Genomic DNA, 18,486 nt, shown 5'->3' with positions numbered 1-18,486 from the left:
GGACACCCCGCCCGTGGACGTTCAAAAATCGATCGCGGCAGGTCTCCTGGCTCACAGGTCATTGCCGCTGTCGGCCTTCCCAGCGCCCATGGCGCCAGTGGCGTTACTCGACAGCAACTCACTGCTTACAGTTGCGGGGGCAGCGCCGGCATTGCGAAATCGCTCACCGGCTTCCCTCTTAGCTCCCGAGCCGGAATCAACTCGGAAGAACCACGATGTCTACATGTAGTATAACTGACGGGTGCCGTGTCAACAGGTGGAAAGATCATTTCCACCTGATCGACCCGCTACGTCAGTGGACGGTCAGTCCCTGACGTAGTCGCGCCACAGGGCCTGATAGACGGAGCATTCGGTGCTCAGAGCCTCATGACTGCCGACGCCGACGATCCTGCCTTCATCGAGCACGACGATCATGTCAGCCGAACGCGCCGAAAACAGATGGTGCGTGACGATGATGACGAGGCGGTCGCGGCCAAACGCCAGCAGCTCGCGCTCGAGCGACATCGCCGATTCGGCATCGAGCGCCGAGGTTGGCTCATCGAAAACGGCGATATGCGGGTCGCGGAGAACGGCGCGGGATATCGCCAGGCGCTGGCGCTGTCCGCCGGAGAGGTTCTGCCCCGCCTGCACCAGCTCGGTGTCGATGCCCTTGGGCAGGCCGGCGGTGAACTTGTCGGCGGAGGAAAACGCCAGCGCCTTGTCGATCTCATCGTTGCGGAGCGGGCGTGGCAGCGACGCCTGAAGGTTCTCGCGGATGGTGCCCGAAAACAGCGACGTCTCCTGGTCGACGACGCCGATGCGGCCGCGCAGCCAGCGCGGATTGTAGGCGCGGACGTCTATGCCGCCGATCGCCACCTTGCCGTCATAGTCGCGCTCGAGCCCCAAAAGCACGCGCAGCAAGCTGGACTTGCCCGAGCCGTTGCGGCCGACGATGGCTACGACGCCGCTCGCGGGCAGCGCCAGATTAACGCCGTTTAGCGCTGCGGCGGTCGCCTCGGGATAACGGAAGGTCAGATCCTCCACGGTGATCGAACCGAAATCGGCGGCACGCAGCGCCGGGGCAACGATGGCGCGTTCCGGCTGACGCTTGACGAAGGCCGCAAGGGCCGAGACCGTGGCACTGACCGAATGGAACTGGATCAGAATGCCAGCGCTGGTCAGCATCGGCATGGTTGCGCGGGTGACGAGGAGCTGTAGCGCAAGCAGGCCGCCGATCGTGAGATCGCCGCGCAGGATGCGCCAGCAGCCGACGAGGACCACGAGAAGCGTCAGAATCTCGCTCAGCAGGCCAAGCGTGAATGAATAGGAGTGCGAAAGGTCGAGGATGTGCCAGCGCGCCTTGATGGCTTCGGCTGACTTCGCCGACCAGCGCCCGATGAAGAAGCGCTCCACTGCATTCGACTTGATGCCGCGGATGTTGCCCACCGTCTCGGCGGTCGCCCCCTGCAGGGCGCTGTTGTGCCGGAACGAGCTGCGGCTCGCCTCGCCCAACTGCGCATTGGTCTTGCGGGCAAATAAGGCGAAGACCAGGGCAACGACAAAGGCCAGAAGGCAGATGAGATAGTCGTAGTACAGCGCCACGGCGAACGAGACGGCGGCACCCAAAATCGTGAGGACGAAGTTCGGCGCAGCGCTCAGCATGAAGCTCGCGACACGCTGCGATTCATTGAGCAGGTTGATCGTGCTTCCGCCTGCCGATGCCGAACTCTCGTAGGGGATGCGCATGAGACGGAAGTAGACGCGCCTGGACAGCCGGGCGGTGAACCTGGCGTCGACGTCGTTGATCAACGAATTGTGCCAGCGTGACGTCATGTGCCTGATAACCGCCGCTGCAATGGCAATGGCGGCGAACTGGGTCGCCGCCCAGCCGTCCTTACCGACCATGACGCTGTCGATGATCTTCTGTGAAAGGATCGGGACCGTCACCGAAAGCACGATTCCAGCCAGGGAAAGCGCAATGGCGAGAAAAAATTTTCGACGGTAGATGCCCATTATCCGCATCAGTATCCGCCAGTCGCCGAGCGGTATGTTGCGCAAGGCGTTCAGTTTCTCTCGAAATTTCATCGCCAACCCGACGCCGCTCGAACAACAGGGACGGGTTCGCTAGGTCATTCGTGCTTTGCTGTCAAATAATATGACAATGATAGTCATATTTTCACGAAATGGCTCGGCGAAAATCGTCCGTCACGTCAAGGCGATGCGCGCGGGAAGTCTTCCGAGATCCGCTCAAATCCTCGCAGGCCGTGTGAAGCCGGCACCGGCATGTACCTGTTGCGGGTGAGGCCAGGTGTCGCGCCGGGCCAGCCCGGGCTTGCGCCGGCATGGGAACAGATTATACAGCCTTATAATCTTGAGTCATCGACTCATATTAACTTACGCCAGCCCTTCGTTCGCGGACAGCCAGCTTTTCCAGACTTTTCGAGGGGGCTGTCATGTCTAACGTTCAAACCGGTCGCGGTTCGCGGTCGCATATCCTTCTGGCTGGCGTTTCGCTGCTGTTGCTGCAATCGGCCGGCATCGCCGGCGCACAGACGGCAGCCACACCGGTACCGGTCAAGAAGGCCGAGGAAATCAAGCCGCTGCTGAGCAATGAAGAGCGCATCGTGCTCGACCGGCTCGTCGTCACCTCGGCACGCACCACCGGCAAGGTGCTCGACATTCCGATGTCGGTCTCGGTCATCGATCGCGAAACCCTGCAGCGCCATGTCGTCCGCGACATCCAGGACATGGTTCGCTATGAGCCGGGCGTCACCGTGTCGCGCACGACGTCGTTGACCAACCCGTTCGGCCAGCTGACCGGCTTCAACATCCGCGCCATGGGCGGAAACCGCGTCCAGATGACCGTCGACGGCTCGCGCATCCAGGAGCAGATCATCGACGGCAGCCGCGACTTCGTCGACCCGTTCAACATGCGCAGCGCCGAGATCGTGCGCGGCCCCAACTCGGTGCTCCAGGGCGCTGACGCGCTTGGCGGTGCCGTCGCCTTCCGCACGCTCGACCCCGACGACCTGCTCGACGGCTCCAAGCCATGGGCCGTCGAGATGAAGACGGCCTATGACAGCTACGACGATTCATTCCGCAAGCAGGTGAGTGCGGCCGCAGAATCCGGCGACTTCAAGTTCCTCGGCAGTTTCGGCCATCTCGGCGCCTCGGAAGGCGATTTCAGCAACAGCCGTGCGGATGGCGGCCAGTGGGGCTGCCCGCGCCAGGCGATCTGGCCCTGCAACAAGGCATTTCCCGCCGACACCGACGCCTTCAACGGGCTGATGAAGCTGCAGTGGAACCCGACCCAGGATCACGAGGTCAAGCTGACCGGCGAATGGTTCAACCGCAACACCACGATCCAGCAGATGTATGACTCGAGCGCGGCACTCGGGGGCTACACCAGCACGAGCTGGCAGCGCGAGTTGGAGATGGAACGCTACAGGCTGGCCCTGTCGCATGACTGGAAAGTCGACGCGCCCTGGCTCGACGAGATCAAGTGGCAGATCTCCTACTCACCGCAGAAGCGCGACACCTACAGCAACCAGCTGCGCACCTATCCGACGCGGCGCCAGCAGAACATCCAGGTCCGCAACTATGGCGAGGACTTCTTCGAGGCCGACGTGCAGGCCAACTCGTCCTTCGAACTGGGCGGCCTGGCGCACAAGCTGACCTATGGCTTCGACGGCGACCTGACCAACAGCAGCTATGCCGGCTACAACACAACCAACAACCTGACGACCGGCACCTCGACCACGGCCAACAACCAGGGCTTCAACTTCCCCGAAGTCGACACCGTCCGCGCCGACATCTACCTGCAGGACGAGATCAAGCTGCTAGACGACCGGCTGACCATCACGCCCGGCGCGCGCCTGGCGCACTATTCGATCGATCCGACCGGCGACAGGGACTACGTTCCGCTGCCCGGCTTCCAGCCGAAAAAGATCGACGAGACCCGGCTGATCAAGCGGATCAGCGCGATGTATGAGCTGAACGACACCTACTCGATCTATGCCGGCTATGGCGAAGGCTTCAAGATGCCGACGTCGCAGCAGCTGTTCGCGTCGTCGCTGTCGATCGGATCGACTGGAATGGTCGAGGTGATCCCCAATCCCAACCTCAAGCCGGAATTCGTCCGCAGCTACGAAGTCGGCGTGCGCGGCGAGCTCGACAAGGGCTACTTCAGCCTCACCGGCTTCTATGCCGACTACAAGGATTTCATCCGCTCGCTGCAGCCCGTGCCCGGCCCGACCGAGCGATACACCTCCGACAATGTCGAGGACGTGAAGGTCTGGGGCATCGAATTCGGTGGCGAATACGAGGTCTACAACAACCTGTTCCTCAACGCCTCGATCTCCTACCAGAAGGGCACGCAGCGGATTTCGGCGAGCGCTGCCGAAACAGCGTTCGACGGTGCGGTTCCGCTGACCGCGGTGCTCGGCGGACGCTACCTCATCCCCGACTGGAACCTCGAGACCGAGCTCGTCGCGACCTTCGCCCATGGCGTCACCGAACGTGCCGACCCCAATGCCTTCAAGCCCGGCGGTTATGCGGTGTTCGACGCCTACGCCCGCTGGAAGCCGACCGAAAACGTCGATGTCGATTTCGGCATCCAGAACATCTTCGACCGCCGCTATTTCCCCAACACGCTCACCGGCGTCACCAACGTGATTTCGGCGCCGGTGGCCAACGCCAACAATCCGGAAATGCAGGTGGCTCCAGGCCGCACCTTCAAGCTCGGCGCCACCGTGCGCTTCTGAGGCGAAACGAACGAGATCCGGCGCAGGGCACGTTGCCCTGCGTCATTGATGAAAGGCCCCGTCGGTGATCAACGTCCTCAAGCAGTTCGTTCGCCTGCTCAAGCTCTGCATTGCCGGCAAGGGCGGCAAGACGAGCCTTGTCCATCTCGCCGCGGTCATCGCGCTGCAGCTGGCAGGCATCTATTTCACCATCCGGCTGGTGACCTGGACCTCGGCCTTCTACGGCGCGCTGGAGAAAGTCGATGCCAAGGCCGCGGTCTGGCAGATCTGGGTTTTTGCCGGCATCGTGGCCGCCAACTCGGCGCGTTCACTGGCGGCCGACTACCTGCAGAAGATCCTGCACATCAGGTGGCGCAAGTCGCTGACCGAGGCAGCGCTCGGCTCATGGTTCGCCGACCGCGCCTATTGGCGGCTGACCCAGGGCGACTGCCCGCGCGATGTCGACAATCCCGACCAGCGCATCGCCGACGATTGCGGCCTGTTCGTCAAGGGTATCCTCGACGAAGGCATCGAGCTGATCACCAAGATCGTCGGCATTTTCTCCTATCTCGCCCTGCTGTGGGGGCTGTCGACCTTCGCGCTGAGCTTCTCGCTGTTCGGCTTCGACGTGTCGATCCCGCGCTACATGGTCTGGGCGGCGTTCATCTATGTCGCGCTGTCAAGCGCGCTGACGCATCTGCTCGGCCGGCCGCTGAAGTCGCTGTTCTACACGCAGCAAAAGCGCGAGGGCGATTTCCGCTTCGCCATGGCGCGCATCCGCCAGTCGGCCGACGAGATCGCGCTGATGGGCGGCGGAGATGTCGAGCGCTCCGGGCTCGACCGGCGCTTCGACGGCATTGCCCAGAACTGGCGCAAGCTGGCCGGCCGCGAGTTCCTGCTCGGGTGCTTCACCTTCCCCTACCAGCATACCGTGCTGCGCATTCCGCTGTTCGTCGCCCTGCCCGGCTTCCTCGCCGGCAGCATCGCGCTTGGCGGTCTGATGCAGATCGCCATGGCGTTTTCCAACGTGGTCACCACGCTGTCGTGGTTCATCTTTTCCTACAAACCGCTGTCAAATCTGGTTGCCGCCTCGTCGCGCCTCGACGGCTTCCTTGCCGCGACAGAGGCGGTGCGTGGCCGACCTTCAGGCATCGTCCATGAAGCGTCGGCAGGTGGACTGCATGTGCGCGATCTCAAGTTGCGGACGCCCGAGGGCCGTGAGCTGCTGTCGATACGCTCCCTTGATGTCCGACCCGGCGAGACAGCGTGGCTGCGCGGCCAGTCAGGGCTCGGCAAGACCACGCTGCTCAAGGCAATGGCAGGCGGCTGGGACCATGGCGACGGCCGTATCGAGATGCCTTCAGCAAGCAAGCTGTTCCTGTCGCAGAAGGCCTACTTCCCGCAGGGCGACATCTTCGGTGCGGTCGCCTACCCCGCGTCCGCCCACGGCTTCACGCGACAGGAATTGCGCCGTGCCATCGAGGCCGTCGGCTTCGGCGACAGCGACATGCTGCGGCTCGAAGATGCCGCGGAAGGCCACCCGCTGGTGCAGTCGGGCCTCTCCGGCGGCGAGCTTCAGCGCCTGGCGCTGGCCCGCGCGCTCGTGCTCAAGCCAGACTGGCTGTTCCTCGACGAGGCGACAAGCGCGCTCGACGAGGCCGCCGAGGCGGAACTGTTTTCGGTGCTCAGGAAACATCTGCCGGCAACAACATTCGTCGTCGTCTCGCACCGCAGCCCCAAGGCGCTGGGGACCATGCGTGTCATCGATCTCGAGCCGAAAGCCGAAGCGGCGAACGAAAATCCAGTCCTGCAATTCGCATAGGAAATGCCCATGACCGCCCGCACGCCCCACAAACGCGAACGCCTCGACGTCGCCCCCGCCGCCTTGCTTGCGCGCCTGCCCGCCATCGGGCGGGTGATGATCAATTCGGAGCGCCTTGGCGCCACGCATGAGCGTATCGGCACTGTCGATCAGGTTCGCATCGAGGACGGCTGGCTGGTCTGCCAAGGTACCGAGCACAATTCGCGGATCGAACTGGCGGCCATCGCCACCGTCATCGTAGATCGCACGTCGGTGATGCGCGAAAAATCCTATCCACGCATCGAGCTGCGCGGTGTCGACGGCGAAAGCATTGCCAATGTCACCGGCTTCGAGGGCCTCGAGCCGTTCGACGCCTTGCTTGGCGAGTTCCCGCAAGGGGCCCCGCTTCCCCTCGAAGACAGGCCCAGCGCCAACGCCGGCGACCGCAAGGAGCTCGACGCCGACGATGCCGGGCTTGAGCCCTTCGCCGCCGCCGAGCGCAGCGGTGGCCGTGTCAGGATCGAGTTCAGCCGGCCGTCCTTCTGGCAGGCCTGGGAAGGCGACATGCCGGCAGTCAAGCCTGTCATGGGATATGTCAACGTCATGCAGCCGGACTTCCACCTGCACCTCAAGGGCGGGTCGGTTTCCGGCTGGCGCCGCGAGAGCGGTGCTGACCAACTGCGCTTCGTCGCGCTCGCCATCGACGGCGCCGAGACCGGACTTACGGTCACCGGCGCGCCGGCGAGCTTCGGGTGACGCCGTGACGGACACATGGAACCATCCCGTCGCCCGCTGGCTCGAACCCGACAGCGGAGCGTTGCTCGATCATCCTGAGCTGATGCGGGAGGTGGCGCAGAGCAATGTGCTGCTGCTCGGCGAAACGCATGACCGCTACGACATCCATCGCTGGCAGCTGCATGTCTGCACGGCGATGCGGACGCTGCGCAACGACATCGCCATCGGTTTCGAAATGTTCCCGCGCCGGCTGCAGCCCGTGCTCGACGACTGGGTTGCCGGCAAGCTCGACCAGCAGGCGTTTCTGGAGGCAGCCGAATGGGGCAAGGTCTGGGGTTTCCCGGCTGAGCTCTACCTGCCGATCTTCCATTTCTGCCGCGAGTTTGGCGTCCCGATGCTGGCGCTCAACTGCTACCGCGAACTGGTGACACGGGTCGGCAAGGAAGGCTGGGATGCCATTCCGCTCGACGATCGCGACAGCCTCACGCCCTCCGCGCATGCGACGCCCGCCTATCGCCAGTACCTGTTCGACATCACCGGCGGCGGTTCGCCGGCGCGCAAGGTGACTTCGCCCGAAGCGCCGGAGTTCGACCGCTTCGTCAGGGCACAGCAAACCTGGGATCGTGCCTTCGCCTGCAACATCGCCAAGGCGCGGATGACCGACAAACCGCCGCTTGTGATCGGCATCATCGGCCGCGGGCATCTCGAATACGGCCACGGCACGCCGTTCCAGCTTGCGGATCTCGGAATCGGAAAGGTGACGACGCTGCTGCCGAACGACACGGCGCTTGTCGACGGCACTCGGATCAAGGGAATAGCCAGGGCGATGTTTCGGCTTCAACCACAGCCGGTCGAGGCATCCCGCTCCTAGGGCGAAGCCCAGAAACGAAAAAAGCGGGCGCCAGCCCGCTTCCCTCTGGGTCCTGAGACTTGCGCACACCGCCGGTACATTCGTGGTCGGTCAGCCGTCAATCAGGGCAAATTCAACAATCCGCGGCAGAACCCGACATCGTATCTCGACGCGCGTTTCGCTCCCGGCGGATTGCCGATGGGTCTCATATGGGGAGGGATCTCGGACAATGCAATAGGCTCGTCGACAGATGCGGGGCCGGCATCATCGAACAAGCATCGGCCCACTGACCATCCTGCCAAACGCATCGGCCCGAAAATCGCACCGATTTTCGGAAAGCACGATGCGTCGATTCCAAGGATCAAAGCGTCCTTTGTGCGTCCATTCGGACGCACGGCGCTCTAAGCAGGAGTGGCAGTCTTGGTGGCCAGAAAAATGCGCCGCTGGCTACTTTGCAGCGCGCGTCACCCGCTTCTTCTTGGGTTCCACGGGTTTCAGGGCCTCGGCGGCGCGGTCAGCCTCGTCTTTGGCCAAGCGCAATTCCCGCAACTTTGCGGTCTTGATGGCACGGGCTTTTGCTTCCGACTGATATTCAGCCATGGCGCTGTTGCGTTCCGCTGTTTTCTTCTGCGTCTCGATCGAACGCAGCTGAGCTTTATCCAGAAAATTTTCCATGACTACACCCAATATCTGAAATCCTCTTTGTGCGCGGAAAATAAAAATTCCACTGCGCCTTAAATAAGGTTTCTCTGCCCGGAATTCAAATTCCCCGCCTATTTGTCATGGAATCGGATTTTTAAGCCACCGCTCGTGCTGGTTATTTTTGAATACTCTCGCACCGTCCGGAATAATTTTTGGCACTCCTGTCATTCGAGTGCCAAAGGGCGTACATAAGGGATGCGGTCCCCTATGCGCCGACTGCAGAAAGACTCTTCATGAAATTCCGACCACTCCACGACCGCGTCGTCATCCGGCGCGCCGAAGGCGATATCAAATCCAAAGGCGGCATCATCATTCCGGATAATGCCAAGGAAAAACCCCAGCAAGGCGAAGTCATTGCCGTCGGCCCGGGCTCGCGCGACGAAAGCGGCAAGCTGATCCCGCTCGACGTCAAGGCCGGCGACACGGTGCTGTTCGGCAAATGGTCGGGCACCGAGGTCAAGATCGACGGCGCCGATCTCCTGATCATGAAGGAGGCCGACGTCATGGGCATCGTCGACTCAAGCGAAGCGGCCAAGAAAGCCGCCTGATCCGGCTCTGCGGCCTCAAGAACGAACTGGACGAAAAATCATGTCTGCCAAGGAAATCAAATTTTCGACCGATGCCCGCGACCGCATGTTGCGCGGCGTCGAGCTGCTCAACAATGCCGTCAAGGTGACGCTCGGCCCGAAAGGCCGCAATGTCATCATCGACCGTGCCTATGGCGCGCCGCGCATCACCAAGGACGGCGTCACCGTCGCCAAGGAGATCGAGCTTTCCGACAAGTTCGAGAACATGGGCGCGCAGATGGTGCGCGAAGTGGCCTCGAAGACCAACGATCTCGCCGGCGACGGCACCACGACGGCAACGGTGCTCGCCGCGTCCATCCTGCGCGAGGGCGCCAAGCTCGTAGCCGCCGGCATGAACCCGATGGATCTCAAGCGCGGCATCGACCTTGCCATCGCTGCCGTGGTCAAGGACATCCAGGCGCGGGCAAAGAAGGTCAAGTCGTCGGACGAGATCGCCCAGGTCGGCACCATCGCCGCCAATGGCGACGCCACCGTCGGCGCCATGATCGCCAAGGCGATGGACAAGGTCGGCAATGAAGGCGTCATCACCGTCGAGGAAGCCAAGACCGCCGAGACCGAACTCGACGTCGTCGAAGGCATGCAGTTCGACCGTGGCTATCTCAGCCCCTACTTCGTCACCAATGCCGACAAGATGCGGGCCGAGCTGGAAGACCCCTACATCCTCATCCACGAGAAGAAGCTCGGCAATCTGCAGGCGATGCTGCCGATCCTCGAAGCCGTGGTGCAGAGCGGCAAGCCGCTGCTCATCATCTCGGAAGACGTCGAAGGCGAGGCCTTGGCCACGCTCGTCGTCAACAAGCTGCGTGGCGGACTGAAGGTCGCCGCCGTCAAGGCGCCCGGCTTCGGCGATCGCCGCAAGGCGATGCTGGAAGACATCGCGGTCCTGACCGCCGGCCAGATGATCTCGGAGGATCTCGGCATCAAGCTCGAGAACGTCACCATCGACATGCTCGGCCGGGCAAAGCGCGTGCTCATCGACAAGGACACGACCACGATCATCGACGGCTCTGGCGACAAGGCCGGCATTACAGCCCGTATCGCCCAGCTGAAGATGCAGATCGAGGAAACTACCTCGGACTACGACAAGGAAAAGCTGCAGGAACGCCTGGCCAAGCTGGCTGGCGGCGTTGCCGTCATCCGCGTCGGCGGCGCGACCGAGACCGAGGTCAAGGAAAAGAAGGACCGCATCGACGATGCGCTCAACGCCACGCGCGCGGCCGTTGAAGAAGGCATCGTCGCCGGCGGCGGTGTCGCCCTGCTGCGCGCCAAGGCGGCGCTTGAGACACTCACCGGTGAGAATGCCGACGTCACCGCCGGCATTTCGATCGTACTCAAGGCGCTCGAGGCGCCGATCCGGCAGATCGCCGACAATGCCGGCGTCGAAGGCTCCGTCGTGGTCGGCAAGCTGATGGAAAGCAAGGATGCCAATCTGGGCTTCAATGCGCAGACGGAAGTCTATGTCGACATGATCAAGGCCGGCATTGTCGATCCCGCCAAGGTCGTTCGCACGGCGTTGCAGGATGCCGGCTCGATCGCAGCCCTGCTGATCACCGCTGAAGCCATGATCGCCGACATTCCGGCGAAGGAAGCGTCCAACGGCGGCAACCCAGCCGGCATGGGTTACTAAGCCAAGCCTGAACCATCCGGCCGCCCAGCGGCTGGATGGTGACTGCCCACCATCAACAAGGAACGTTTCCATGGCTATGCAGAGCAACCAGAAGCAGTCCCTCGCCGCACGTTGGGAGAGCTACCAACCATCCAAATCAACACTTGTCTGGACATGCGTCGGCACCGCCATCGCCACGATGATCATCGGCTTCAGCTGGGGCGGCTGGGTCACCGGCGGCACCTCGCAGACGCTTGCACAGACAGCCGGCGACGTGGCGCGCGGTCAGCTCGCCTCGACCATCTGCGTCGAGCGATTCAATGCGGCACCCGATGCCGCGGCAAAGCTGGTCGAACTGAAGGCCAAGTCCGTCGGCTATGACAGGCAGAAGTTCGTCGAGACCGGCGGCTGGGCCACCATGCCGGGCGAGACCGCTCCCGACCGGCGCGCTTCCATCGGCTGCGCCACCGCACTCGCTGCCTGATATCCGGCGACACTCGCTACGTTCGCGCCGGGGACACAGCTCCGGCGCGGATAGCTTCGCACCTCACCTATTTCGAACTCAGCATGATTTTCTTCTCGAAAGACTAATGCTGCCGCCGCCAGGACATGTCCCGGCGGGCTTCTCGGCTTCAGCAGAATAGGATTTCGCCCCATGATCAGATTTTCAAAGAAGACCGACGCCCTGCCGAAGCCGGCAGATGCCGACGAAAACCGGTTCGATTTCATCCGCAAGACGGCCGCTGCCCAGCACAAGAAATCGGACGACGATATCAGGCGGCGCGATCGACCAGCGGCCGAAGACGACCAGACAGAATGAATTTCCGGGCAGCTAGCTCGCTTGGCGGCGGGCAAAGCTGACATCGCTCGCTTTCGGCACGATGACCACCTCGTCGCCGAGCGACCATTCCGCGGCGCGTGCCGCGAGATGCGCCTGAACACCCTCGGACCCGCCGGGGCCCGGCGGCACGTCGTAGGTGGCGTGGCCGTCGTGCGGCAGGATCACGCCATATCCGATGGCCATCGCAGTCCGCGCCGTCGCCGCCAGGCACATCTCCGACAGCATGCCGCAGATGGCCATGGTGCGCACGCCGGATGCCGTGAGCAAGTCGTTCAAGCCAGTGCCGTCGAAGCCATCGTCGACCTCCTTGCGCACGACATGCTCGCCTGGCCGAGGCGGAAAATGCAGCTCCCAGCCGGATGTATGCGGCTCGTCGACGGCGCCTGCCGGGCCGTCGTTCTGGATGAAGATGACGGGCACGCCCGAGGCACGCGCATTCACGAGCAACGTCGCGACGGCGGCGAGAAGCCGCGCGTGGGCCGGCACCGCCTCGGCGCCCGATACGAACGCGTTCTGGACATCGACGACGATCAACGCGTCGGCGGTCACCACCTCATCCATCTTAACTTCCCGATTTGCTTGCACCGACGCCCCTCACTCGAATGAGCGGCATATGGTGACCGGCTCAGATAATGTCATCGAGCGCCTTGCGCTGGCGGTGCATTTCGAGGAACACGCGATAGTCGCGGTCGAAGCGTGGACGCGCCGATGGATTGGGCTGGCGCGCGCGGCCTTCCTGGCGCATCGCGGCACAGGCCTCGGTGAGGCTCGGATAAAGCCCGGCGGCAGAGGCCGCAGCCATGGCCGTACCCAGCAGCACGGCGTCGCCGCCAAGCGGCTCAACAACAGTGCAGCCGGTGGCGTCGGGATAAAGTTCCATCAGCAGCGGATTGCGGGTGTGGCCGCCGGTGACGTGCAGCGTGTCGATGCCGTAGCCATTGGCGTTGAGCGCATCGAGCACATGGCGAAGGCCGAGTGCGATGGCGACTGCCGTACGCCAGTAGAGCCGGCACAGGCTGTCGAAGGATGAATCGAGTGTCAGTCCGCTGATCACGCCCAGCGCATGCGGATCGGCGAGCGGCGAGCGGTTGCCGTGGAAGTCGGGCAGCACATGGAGACGCCCGGCGAGGTCGAGGCCCTCGATGCCGCGCAGTTGCATGATGCGTTCGGTGATGCGCCGGTGCATGGCCACGTCAGGCTCGCCGCCGGCGCCATGCCAGCGGATAATGTGGTCGAGCAGCGCGCCCGTCGCCGACTGGCCGCCTTCGCTCAGCCAGAGATCGGGCAGCGCTGCGCCAAAATACGGCCCCCAGACTCCGGCGAATGCACGTGGTTCGGACGACATCGCCATGACGCAGCTCGAGGTTCCGGCGATCAGCGCCAGATGGCGTTCGATGCCGGGCAGGCCGCCGATGACGCCGATGGCGCCCGCAAACGCGTCGATCATGCCGGCCCCGACACGGCATGCGGTGGTGAGGCCGAGCGCCTCGGCTGCTGCCGGGGTAAGTGCACCGAGATCGGCGCCGACGGGGCTTGCGCGATCGGGCAAGGCGGCATGATCGAAGATGTCGCCGAGGCCGACGGCCGCGAAGAAATCGTGACGCCAGGCCTCGCGCTCATGGGCGAGATAGGTCCATTTGGCGGTCAGCGTGCATTGCGAGCGGGCGAGCGAACCGCAGGCCTTGTGGCCGAGAAAATCGGCAAGGTCGAAAAGCTGGCCGGTACGCGCCCAGCTGCGCGGCAGATGACGCTTGACCCACATAAGCTTGGGCGTCGCCATCTCGGGCGACATCACCCCGCCGGCATAGCCGAGCACTTCGTGGCGGGTGGCAGTACATTCGTCGGCCTCGGCGAGCGCGCGGTGGTCGAGCCAGACGATGGTGTCCCAGCGGGAATCCCCTTCCACTGACACACTGACCTGCTCGCCGGACCTGCCGCGGAAAACCGTCGAGCATGTCGCGTCAAAGCTGATGCCGACGATGTCGGTGGGCGCGACCTTCGCGGCGGCAAGGGCATCACGGACAGCGGCACAGACCGCCGACCAGATCTGCTCGGAATCGTGTTCGCAATGGCCTGATGCCGAGCGGTTCATGGCGATTGCGTGCTCGGCACGGCCGAGCAGCCTTCCCCCCGTATCGAAGATACCGGCGCGCGCGCTGCCGGTGCCGACGTCGACCGCGCAAAGATAGGCCGCCATCAGGACGCCACTGCCCTGGAAAGCCCGGTCGCGCGGGAGCCGCCGGACCGGACCGACGGCACTTTCCTTCGATGCAGACGTGCGCGGAGCAGAACCATGACGCACAGTCTATATGCGCGCCCTGACCAATTCCAGCGGTCAGCGGCACCCTAGACTTGGCTCAGAGGCGTCCGCCGAGATAACGGGTGAGCGTCTCCCTGGTGCCGAGCTTCCACAACGTGTCGAGGCTGTGGGCAAAGGCTGCGGCGAAGGCAGGAGAGCGGCCAACCTGGCCGTAGATATCTTCCATGGCGAGCCAACTTTCAGGCGCGCCCTTGGCTGTCCTGGCCGTCGCCTGGAGCCGGTCCCAGTTGGGGTCGTTCGGCTCGATGACGGCGCCTGAGTCGGTGCTACCGAAGCAGTAGCGGCACCAGAGCGCGGATTCGAGCGCGAGGCCAGTGACATCAGCGCCATCCTTCAACCGGTCGGCTATCGTCGGAATGATGAATTTCGGCTGCCTGTTGGAACCGTCGAGGCATAGGCGGCGCACCGTGTCGCCGATCTTGGGATTTGAGAAGCGGCGCTCGATGAGCTGGCAATATTCCTCCAGCACGACGCCCGGGACCGGCGGCACCGTCGGCATGATCTCCTCGCGCTCCAGCTTGGCGAGGAAGGCGCGCACCAGCGGATTTTCCATCGCCTCGTGAACGAAGTGGATGTCCATCAGCCCGGCGGGATAGGCGATGGTGGCGTGGCCGCCATTGAGGATGCGGATCTTCATCAGCTCAAACGGGGCGACGTCGTGGACGAACTGGACGCCGACCTTTTCCAGCGCCGGGCGCCCGTCGGTGAAACGGTCCTCCATCACCCATTGCTTGAACGGCTCGCAGAACACCGGCCAGTTGTCCTCGACGCCAAAGTCGCTGGAGAGAATGCTGCGCTCGCGGTCTGTGGTCGCGGGCGTGATGCGGTCGACCATGCTGTTGGGAAAGGCGACGTTGTCTTGGACCCAGTCGGCCAGCGTGTCGTCAACCAGCCGCGCCAGGCCAACAACCGCGTCCGATGTGACATGTCCGTTGCCCGGAATGTTGTCGCAGGACATGACCGTGAACGGCACGATGCCGTCTTCGCGGCGGCGGATGAGGCCGGCGAGGATGATGCCGAACACCGTTCCGGGCGTGGCGATGGCTTGCGCGTCGGCGACGATATCGGGATGGGTCGGATTGAACACGCCGGACGCCGGGTCGATGAAATAGCCGCCTTCGGTTATGGTCAGCGAGACGATGCGGATCGCTGGATCGGCGAGGCGCTCGATGATGACAGCCGCGTCGCCGGGCATCAGGAAATCGACCATGACCGAGGTGACGCGGGCGCTCATGTGGCCGCTGTCCTGCTCGACCACTGTCGTCAGCCAGTCCTGCTCTGCCAACTTGGCGCGACCGATCTTTTCGCCATCGAACACGCCCGCGCCGACGATCGCCCAGTCATGGCCGGCACCGGAGTCGAACAACTCGTCAAGATAGACCGCCTGATGCGAGCGGTGGAAATTGCCGACCCCGAAATGAACGATGCCGGCCCTGAGCGACGCGCGGTCGTATGTCGGGCGCGCGACCTTGGCGGGCAAATTCGGCAGCGTGGCGAGTGAGAGCTTCACGGTCATGGTTCGACGCTTTCTCTTGTTCGGCGCAGACGCCCCCGACCCCTTCGCCCCGTTTACGGGCAGAAGGTGGCCCGAAGGGCCGGATGAAGGGCGGAGCGAAATCTCGAAGGTTCTCGCTGCCCATCACCTGCCTGCCGGCATCCTCTTCCCGTCCCTTCGACAAGCTCAGGGGAGAGGAGCGCTGTCTTCAACTCATCCAGTTGCCGCCATCGACGTTGTAGGTCTGGGCGACGACGTACTGGCTCTCCGGCCCGGCGAGGAAAATCGCCATGCCGACAAGGTCTTCCGCCGTGCCCATGCGGCCATAAGGAACCGCTTCGCCGACAAGGCGCTTTTTCTCGCCCAGCGGCCGGTTTTCGTATCGGGCGAACAGCTCGTCGACATGCTGCCAGTGCTCGCCTTCGACGACGCCCGGGGCGATGGCATTGACGTTGATGCCGTGCTTGATCAGGTCCAGCCCGGCCGACTGGGTCAGGCTGATGATGGCCGCCTTGGTGGCGCAGTAGACCGCAACGAGCGCTTCGCCCCGGCGGCCTGCCTGGCTCGCCATGTTGATGATGCGGCCACCCTTGCCTCGCGCCACCATCGAGCGGGCGGCGGCCTGCATGGTGAACAGCGTGCCGGCAACGTTGACCGCAAACAGCTTGTCGTAGCTTGCCCTGCAGATCTCGACGATCGGCGCGAGATCGAACAGCGCGGCATTGTTGACCAGGATGTCGAGACCGCCGGTCTTCTGTTCCACGGCCTTGATCGCCGCCTCGATCGAGGTCTGGTTGGTCACGTCGAGGCTGACGGCATAGGCCGAAGCGCCGATTTCATCGGCTGTCTTCATCGCCGCGTCGAGATTTATGTCGCCGATGGCAACCACGGCTCCCTCGCGGACATAAGCCTCGGCGAAAGTACGGCCGATGCCGCGCGCGGCACCTGTGATCAGCGCCGACTTGCCCTGGAGCCTCGCGCTCACATGGCCCTCCCGTCTGCGCCGAAGCGATGGATCTTGGCTGGGCTCGGGGTCAGAAAGACTGTCTCGCCGTGATGAACGCCGATCTCGCCGTCGGCACGCACCGTCAGCGGCCCGACGTCATCGGCATGCACATGCAGGAAGGTGTCCGAACCGAGATGTTCGGCCACACCGACGGTCGCCTTCCACTCGCCTGCCGTGGTCGAGATGCCGAGATGCTCGGGCCTGACGCCGATCGTCGTCGCGCCGTGCTTGGCGGCGGCGGCACCGTTGATCAGGTTCATCTTGGGCGAGCCAATGAAGCCTGCAACGAACAGGTTCTTCGGCGTCTTGTAGAGTTCCATCGGCGAGCCGACCTGCTCGATGTTGCCGGCGTTCAGCACCACGATCTTGTCGGCCATCGTCATCGCCTCGACCTGGTCGTGGGTGACGTAGATCATCGTTGTCTTGAGCTGGTGGTGAAGCTCGCTGATCTCGAGGCGCATCGTGCCGCGAAGCGCGGCGTCGAGGTTGGACAGCGGCTCGTCGAACAGGAAGGCCGAGGGCTGGCGCACGATGGCGCGGCCGATGGCGACGCGCTGGCGCTGGCCGCCGGAGAGTTGGCCGGGCCGGCGCTCGAGATAGTTGGTCAGGTTGAGGACACGCGCGGCGTCCTTGACCTTCTTGTCGATGACGGCCGCGTCCTCGCCCGCCATCTTCAGTGGAAAGGCGATGTTCTTGTAGACCGTCATATGCGGGTAGAGCGCGTAGGACTGGAACACCATCGCCAGCCGGCGCTTGGCCGGCGCCTCGCCGGTGACGTCACGGCCATCGATGCTGATGCTGCCACCGGAGGTGTCCTCCAGCCCGGCGATCAGCCGGAGCAAGGTCGACTTGCCGCAACCGGACGGCCCGACGAAGACGACGAACTCGCCGTCTTCGATCTCGAGGTCGATCTCGGGGATGATTGTCGTTGCGCCGAATGACTTCGACACTTTCTTGAGATTGATGTTTCCCATGGTTTCCTCCCCGGGGTCGACTACTTCACGGCGCCGAAAGTCAGGCCGCGGACGAGTTGGCGCTGGGAGAACCAGCCCATGATCAGGATTGGTGCGATGGCCAGTGTCGAGGCCGCCGAAAGCTTCGCCCAGAACAGGCCTTGCGGGCTGGAGAAGGACGCGATGAAGGCGGTCAGCGGCGCGGCGTTGGTGGTGGTCAGGCGGATGGTCCAGAACGCCTCGTTCCACGCCAGGATGATGTTGAGCAGCATGGTCGAGGCGATGCCGGGCACCGCCATCGGCGTCAGCACATAGACGATCTCGCCCCAAAGCGTGGCGCCGTCCATGCGCGCGGCCTCCAGGATCTCGCCCGGAATCTCGCGGAAGTAGGTGTAGAGCATCCACACCACGATCGGCAGGTTGATCAGCATCAGCATGACGGTGAGGCCAATGCGCGTATCGAGCAGATGCGTGTCGCGGAAGATCAGGTAGATCGGCACCAGCACCGCCACCGCCGGCATCATCTTGGTGGAGAGCATCCACATCAGGATGTCCTTGGTCCGCTTGGTCGGCGAAAACGCCATCGACCAGGCGGCGGGCACGGCGACGACCAGCGCGAGGATTGTCGAGCCGACCGCGATGATCACCGAGTTCAGGAAGAACTTGAAATAGTTGCTCTGCGCCTGGACCTCGGCATAGCTCTCCAGCGTGCCCGACGGGATGAGGCTGAAGCCGGCGATCGCCTCCGTCTCGGACTTGAAGCTGGTGATGATGGTGTAGAGGATCGGGAAGAAGATCAGCATGGCAACCACCCAGGCTGCCACGGTGAAGCCGATCTTGCGTCTTGTCGAAACTGCGCGTGCCATCGG

16 protein-coding genes and 1 riboswitch are annotated in these 18,486 nt (G+C 63.6%); of the genes, 8 read left to right on the top strand and 8 right to left on the bottom strand.

What is annotated here, in order from left to right; translation table 11 throughout:
• Positions 1-19: 19 nt before the first annotated feature.
• Positions 20-230: riboswitch (cobalamin riboswitch) on the bottom strand.
• 73 nt (positions 231-303) lie between these two features.
• Entirely contained in the window at positions 304-2,064 is a 1,761-nt protein-coding gene (locus J1C56_RS21495; RefSeq protein WP_214392100.1) for a peptidase domain-containing ABC transporter, read from the bottom strand.
• Between the two features lie 368 nt (positions 2,065-2,432).
• Here J1C56_RS21495 and J1C56_RS21490 point away from each other — a divergent pair, with 368 nt between their 5' ends.
• From J1C56_RS21490 to J1C56_RS21475, 4 genes are all read left to right on the top strand, one after another.
• Positions 2,433-4,742, top strand: coding sequence for a TonB-dependent hemoglobin/transferrin/lactoferrin family receptor (locus tag J1C56_RS21490; RefSeq protein WP_214392099.1), 2,310 nt, complete (start codon positions 2,433-2,435; stop codon positions 4,740-4,742).
• Positions 4,743-4,806: 64 nt separating this feature from the next.
• Positions 4,807-6,543, top strand: coding sequence for an ABC transporter ATP-binding protein/permease (locus J1C56_RS21485; protein WP_214392098.1), 1,737 nt, complete (start codon positions 4,807-4,809; stop codon positions 6,541-6,543).
• Positions 6,544-6,552: 9 nt separating this feature from the next.
• A complete protein-coding gene (locus J1C56_RS21480) occupies positions 6,553-7,278 on the top strand; it encodes a hypothetical protein (RefSeq protein WP_214392097.1) in 726 nt (241 codons plus the stop codon).
• 4 nt (positions 7,279-7,282) lie between these two features.
• Positions 7,283-8,128: a ChaN family lipoprotein gene (locus J1C56_RS21475; protein WP_338001483.1), complete on the top strand. Its 846-nt coding sequence runs from the start codon at positions 7,283-7,285 to the stop codon at positions 8,126-8,128.
• Positions 8,129-8,554: 426 nt separating this feature from the next.
• Here the strand turns inward: J1C56_RS21475 and J1C56_RS21470 are convergent, their stop codons facing one another.
• A complete protein-coding gene (locus J1C56_RS21470) occupies positions 8,555-8,782 on the bottom strand; it encodes a hypothetical protein (RefSeq protein ID WP_214392096.1) in 228 nt (75 codons plus the stop codon).
• Positions 8,783-9,042: 260 nt separating this feature from the next.
• Here J1C56_RS21470 and J1C56_RS21465 point away from each other — a divergent pair, with 260 nt between their 5' ends.
• From J1C56_RS21465 to J1C56_RS21450, 4 genes are all read left to right on the top strand, one after another.
• On the top strand, positions 9,043-9,357 hold the full coding sequence (locus J1C56_RS21465; protein ID WP_214392095.1) for a co-chaperone GroES: 315 nt from the start codon (positions 9,043-9,045) through the stop codon (positions 9,355-9,357).
• Between the two features lie 40 nt (positions 9,358-9,397).
• On the top strand, positions 9,398-11,023 hold the full coding sequence (groL, locus tag J1C56_RS21460; RefSeq protein WP_214392094.1) for a chaperonin GroEL: 1,626 nt from the start codon (positions 9,398-9,400) through the stop codon (positions 11,021-11,023).
• 70 nt (positions 11,024-11,093) lie between these two features.
• Positions 11,094-11,486: a hypothetical protein gene (locus tag J1C56_RS21455; RefSeq protein ID WP_214392093.1), complete on the top strand. Its 393-nt coding sequence runs from the start codon at positions 11,094-11,096 to the stop codon at positions 11,484-11,486.
• 171 nt (positions 11,487-11,657) lie between these two features.
• On the top strand, positions 11,658-11,822 hold the full coding sequence (locus tag J1C56_RS21450) for a hypothetical protein (protein WP_214392092.1): 165 nt from the start codon (positions 11,658-11,660) through the stop codon (positions 11,820-11,822).
• Positions 11,823-11,834: 12 nt separating this feature from the next.
• On the opposite strand, the gene J1C56_RS21445 is transcribed toward J1C56_RS21450, so the two are convergent.
• From J1C56_RS21445 to J1C56_RS21420, 6 genes are all read right to left on the bottom strand, one after another.
• Entirely contained in the window at positions 11,835-12,404 is a 570-nt protein-coding gene (locus J1C56_RS21445; RefSeq protein ID WP_214392091.1) for an isochorismatase family protein, read from the bottom strand.
• Between the two features lie 64 nt (positions 12,405-12,468).
• Positions 12,469-14,040 carry an FGGY-family carbohydrate kinase gene (locus J1C56_RS21440; protein ID WP_420797422.1) on the bottom strand — a complete coding sequence of 524 codons (1,572 nt, stop codon included), beginning with the start codon at positions 14,038-14,040 and terminating at the stop codon, positions 12,469-12,471.
• Positions 14,041-14,200: 160 nt separating this feature from the next.
• On the bottom strand, positions 14,201-15,679 hold the full coding sequence (locus tag J1C56_RS21435; protein ID WP_214392090.1) for a mannitol dehydrogenase family protein: 1,479 nt from the start codon (positions 15,677-15,679) through the stop codon (positions 14,201-14,203).
• A gap of 187 nt (positions 15,680-15,866) precedes the next feature.
• The gene (locus J1C56_RS21430; RefSeq protein ID WP_214392089.1) at positions 15,867-16,643 is read right to left on the bottom strand and encodes an L-iditol 2-dehydrogenase; all 777 of its coding nucleotides are present in this window, start codon (positions 16,641-16,643) and stop codon (positions 15,867-15,869) included.
• Positions 16,640-17,638, bottom strand: a complete 999-nt coding sequence (locus tag J1C56_RS21425; protein WP_214392088.1) for an ABC transporter ATP-binding protein — start codon at positions 17,636-17,638, stop codon at positions 16,640-16,642. The genes J1C56_RS21430 and J1C56_RS21425 overlap by 4 nt, the downstream gene beginning before the upstream one ends.
• A 20-nt stretch (positions 17,639-17,658) precedes the next feature.
• Positions 17,659-18,483, bottom strand: coding sequence for a carbohydrate ABC transporter permease (locus J1C56_RS21420; protein WP_214392087.1), 825 nt, complete (start codon positions 18,481-18,483; stop codon positions 17,659-17,661).
• Positions 18,484-18,486: the final 3 nt, after the last annotated feature.

Source organism: Aminobacter anthyllidis (genome assembly GCF_018555685.1).
Classification (GTDB): Bacteria; Pseudomonadota; Alphaproteobacteria; order Rhizobiales; family Rhizobiaceae; genus Aminobacter; species Aminobacter anthyllidis.
This window is presented reverse-complemented; position numbering and strand designations above follow the sequence as displayed.

Excerpts from the sequence above, each read along its gene's own strand:
- J1C56_RS21435 (WP_214392090.1), bottom strand. The coding sequence starts at position 15,679 with ATGACCGTGAAGCTCTCACTCGCCACGCTGCCGAATTTGCCCGCCAAG.
- J1C56_RS21450 (WP_214392092.1), top strand. The coding sequence starts at position 11,658 with ATGATCAGATTTTCAAAGAAGACCGACGCCCTGCCGAAGCCGGCAGAT.
- J1C56_RS21425 (WP_214392088.1), bottom strand. The coding sequence starts at position 17,638 with ATGGGAAACATCAATCTCAAGAAAGTGTCGAAGTCATTCGGCGCAACG.
- J1C56_RS21440 (WP_420797422.1), bottom strand. The coding sequence starts at position 14,040 with ATGGCGGCCTATCTTTGCGCGGTCGACGTCGGCACCGGCAGCGCGCGC.
- groL (WP_214392094.1), top strand. The coding sequence starts at position 9,398 with ATGTCTGCCAAGGAAATCAAATTTTCGACCGATGCCCGCGACCGCATG.
- J1C56_RS21490 (WP_214392099.1), top strand. The coding sequence starts at position 2,433 with ATGTCTAACGTTCAAACCGGTCGCGGTTCGCGGTCGCATATCCTTCTG.
- J1C56_RS21465 (WP_214392095.1), top strand. The coding sequence starts at position 9,043 with ATGAAATTCCGACCACTCCACGACCGCGTCGTCATCCGGCGCGCCGAA.
- J1C56_RS21455 (WP_214392093.1), top strand. The coding sequence starts at position 11,094 with ATGGCTATGCAGAGCAACCAGAAGCAGTCCCTCGCCGCACGTTGGGAG.
- J1C56_RS21445 (WP_214392091.1), bottom strand. The coding sequence starts at position 12,404 with ATGGATGAGGTGGTGACCGCCGACGCGTTGATCGTCGTCGATGTCCAG.
- J1C56_RS21470 (WP_214392096.1), bottom strand. The coding sequence starts at position 8,782 with ATGGAAAATTTTCTGGATAAAGCTCAGCTGCGTTCGATCGAGACGCAG.
- J1C56_RS21480 (WP_214392097.1), top strand. The coding sequence starts at position 6,553 with ATGACCGCCCGCACGCCCCACAAACGCGAACGCCTCGACGTCGCCCCC.
- J1C56_RS21420 (WP_214392087.1), bottom strand. The coding sequence starts at position 18,483 with ATGGCACGCGCAGTTTCGACAAGACGCAAGATCGGCTTCACCGTGGCA.
- J1C56_RS21495 (WP_214392100.1), bottom strand. The coding sequence starts at position 2,064 with ATGAAATTTCGAGAGAAACTGAACGCCTTGCGCAACATACCGCTCGGC.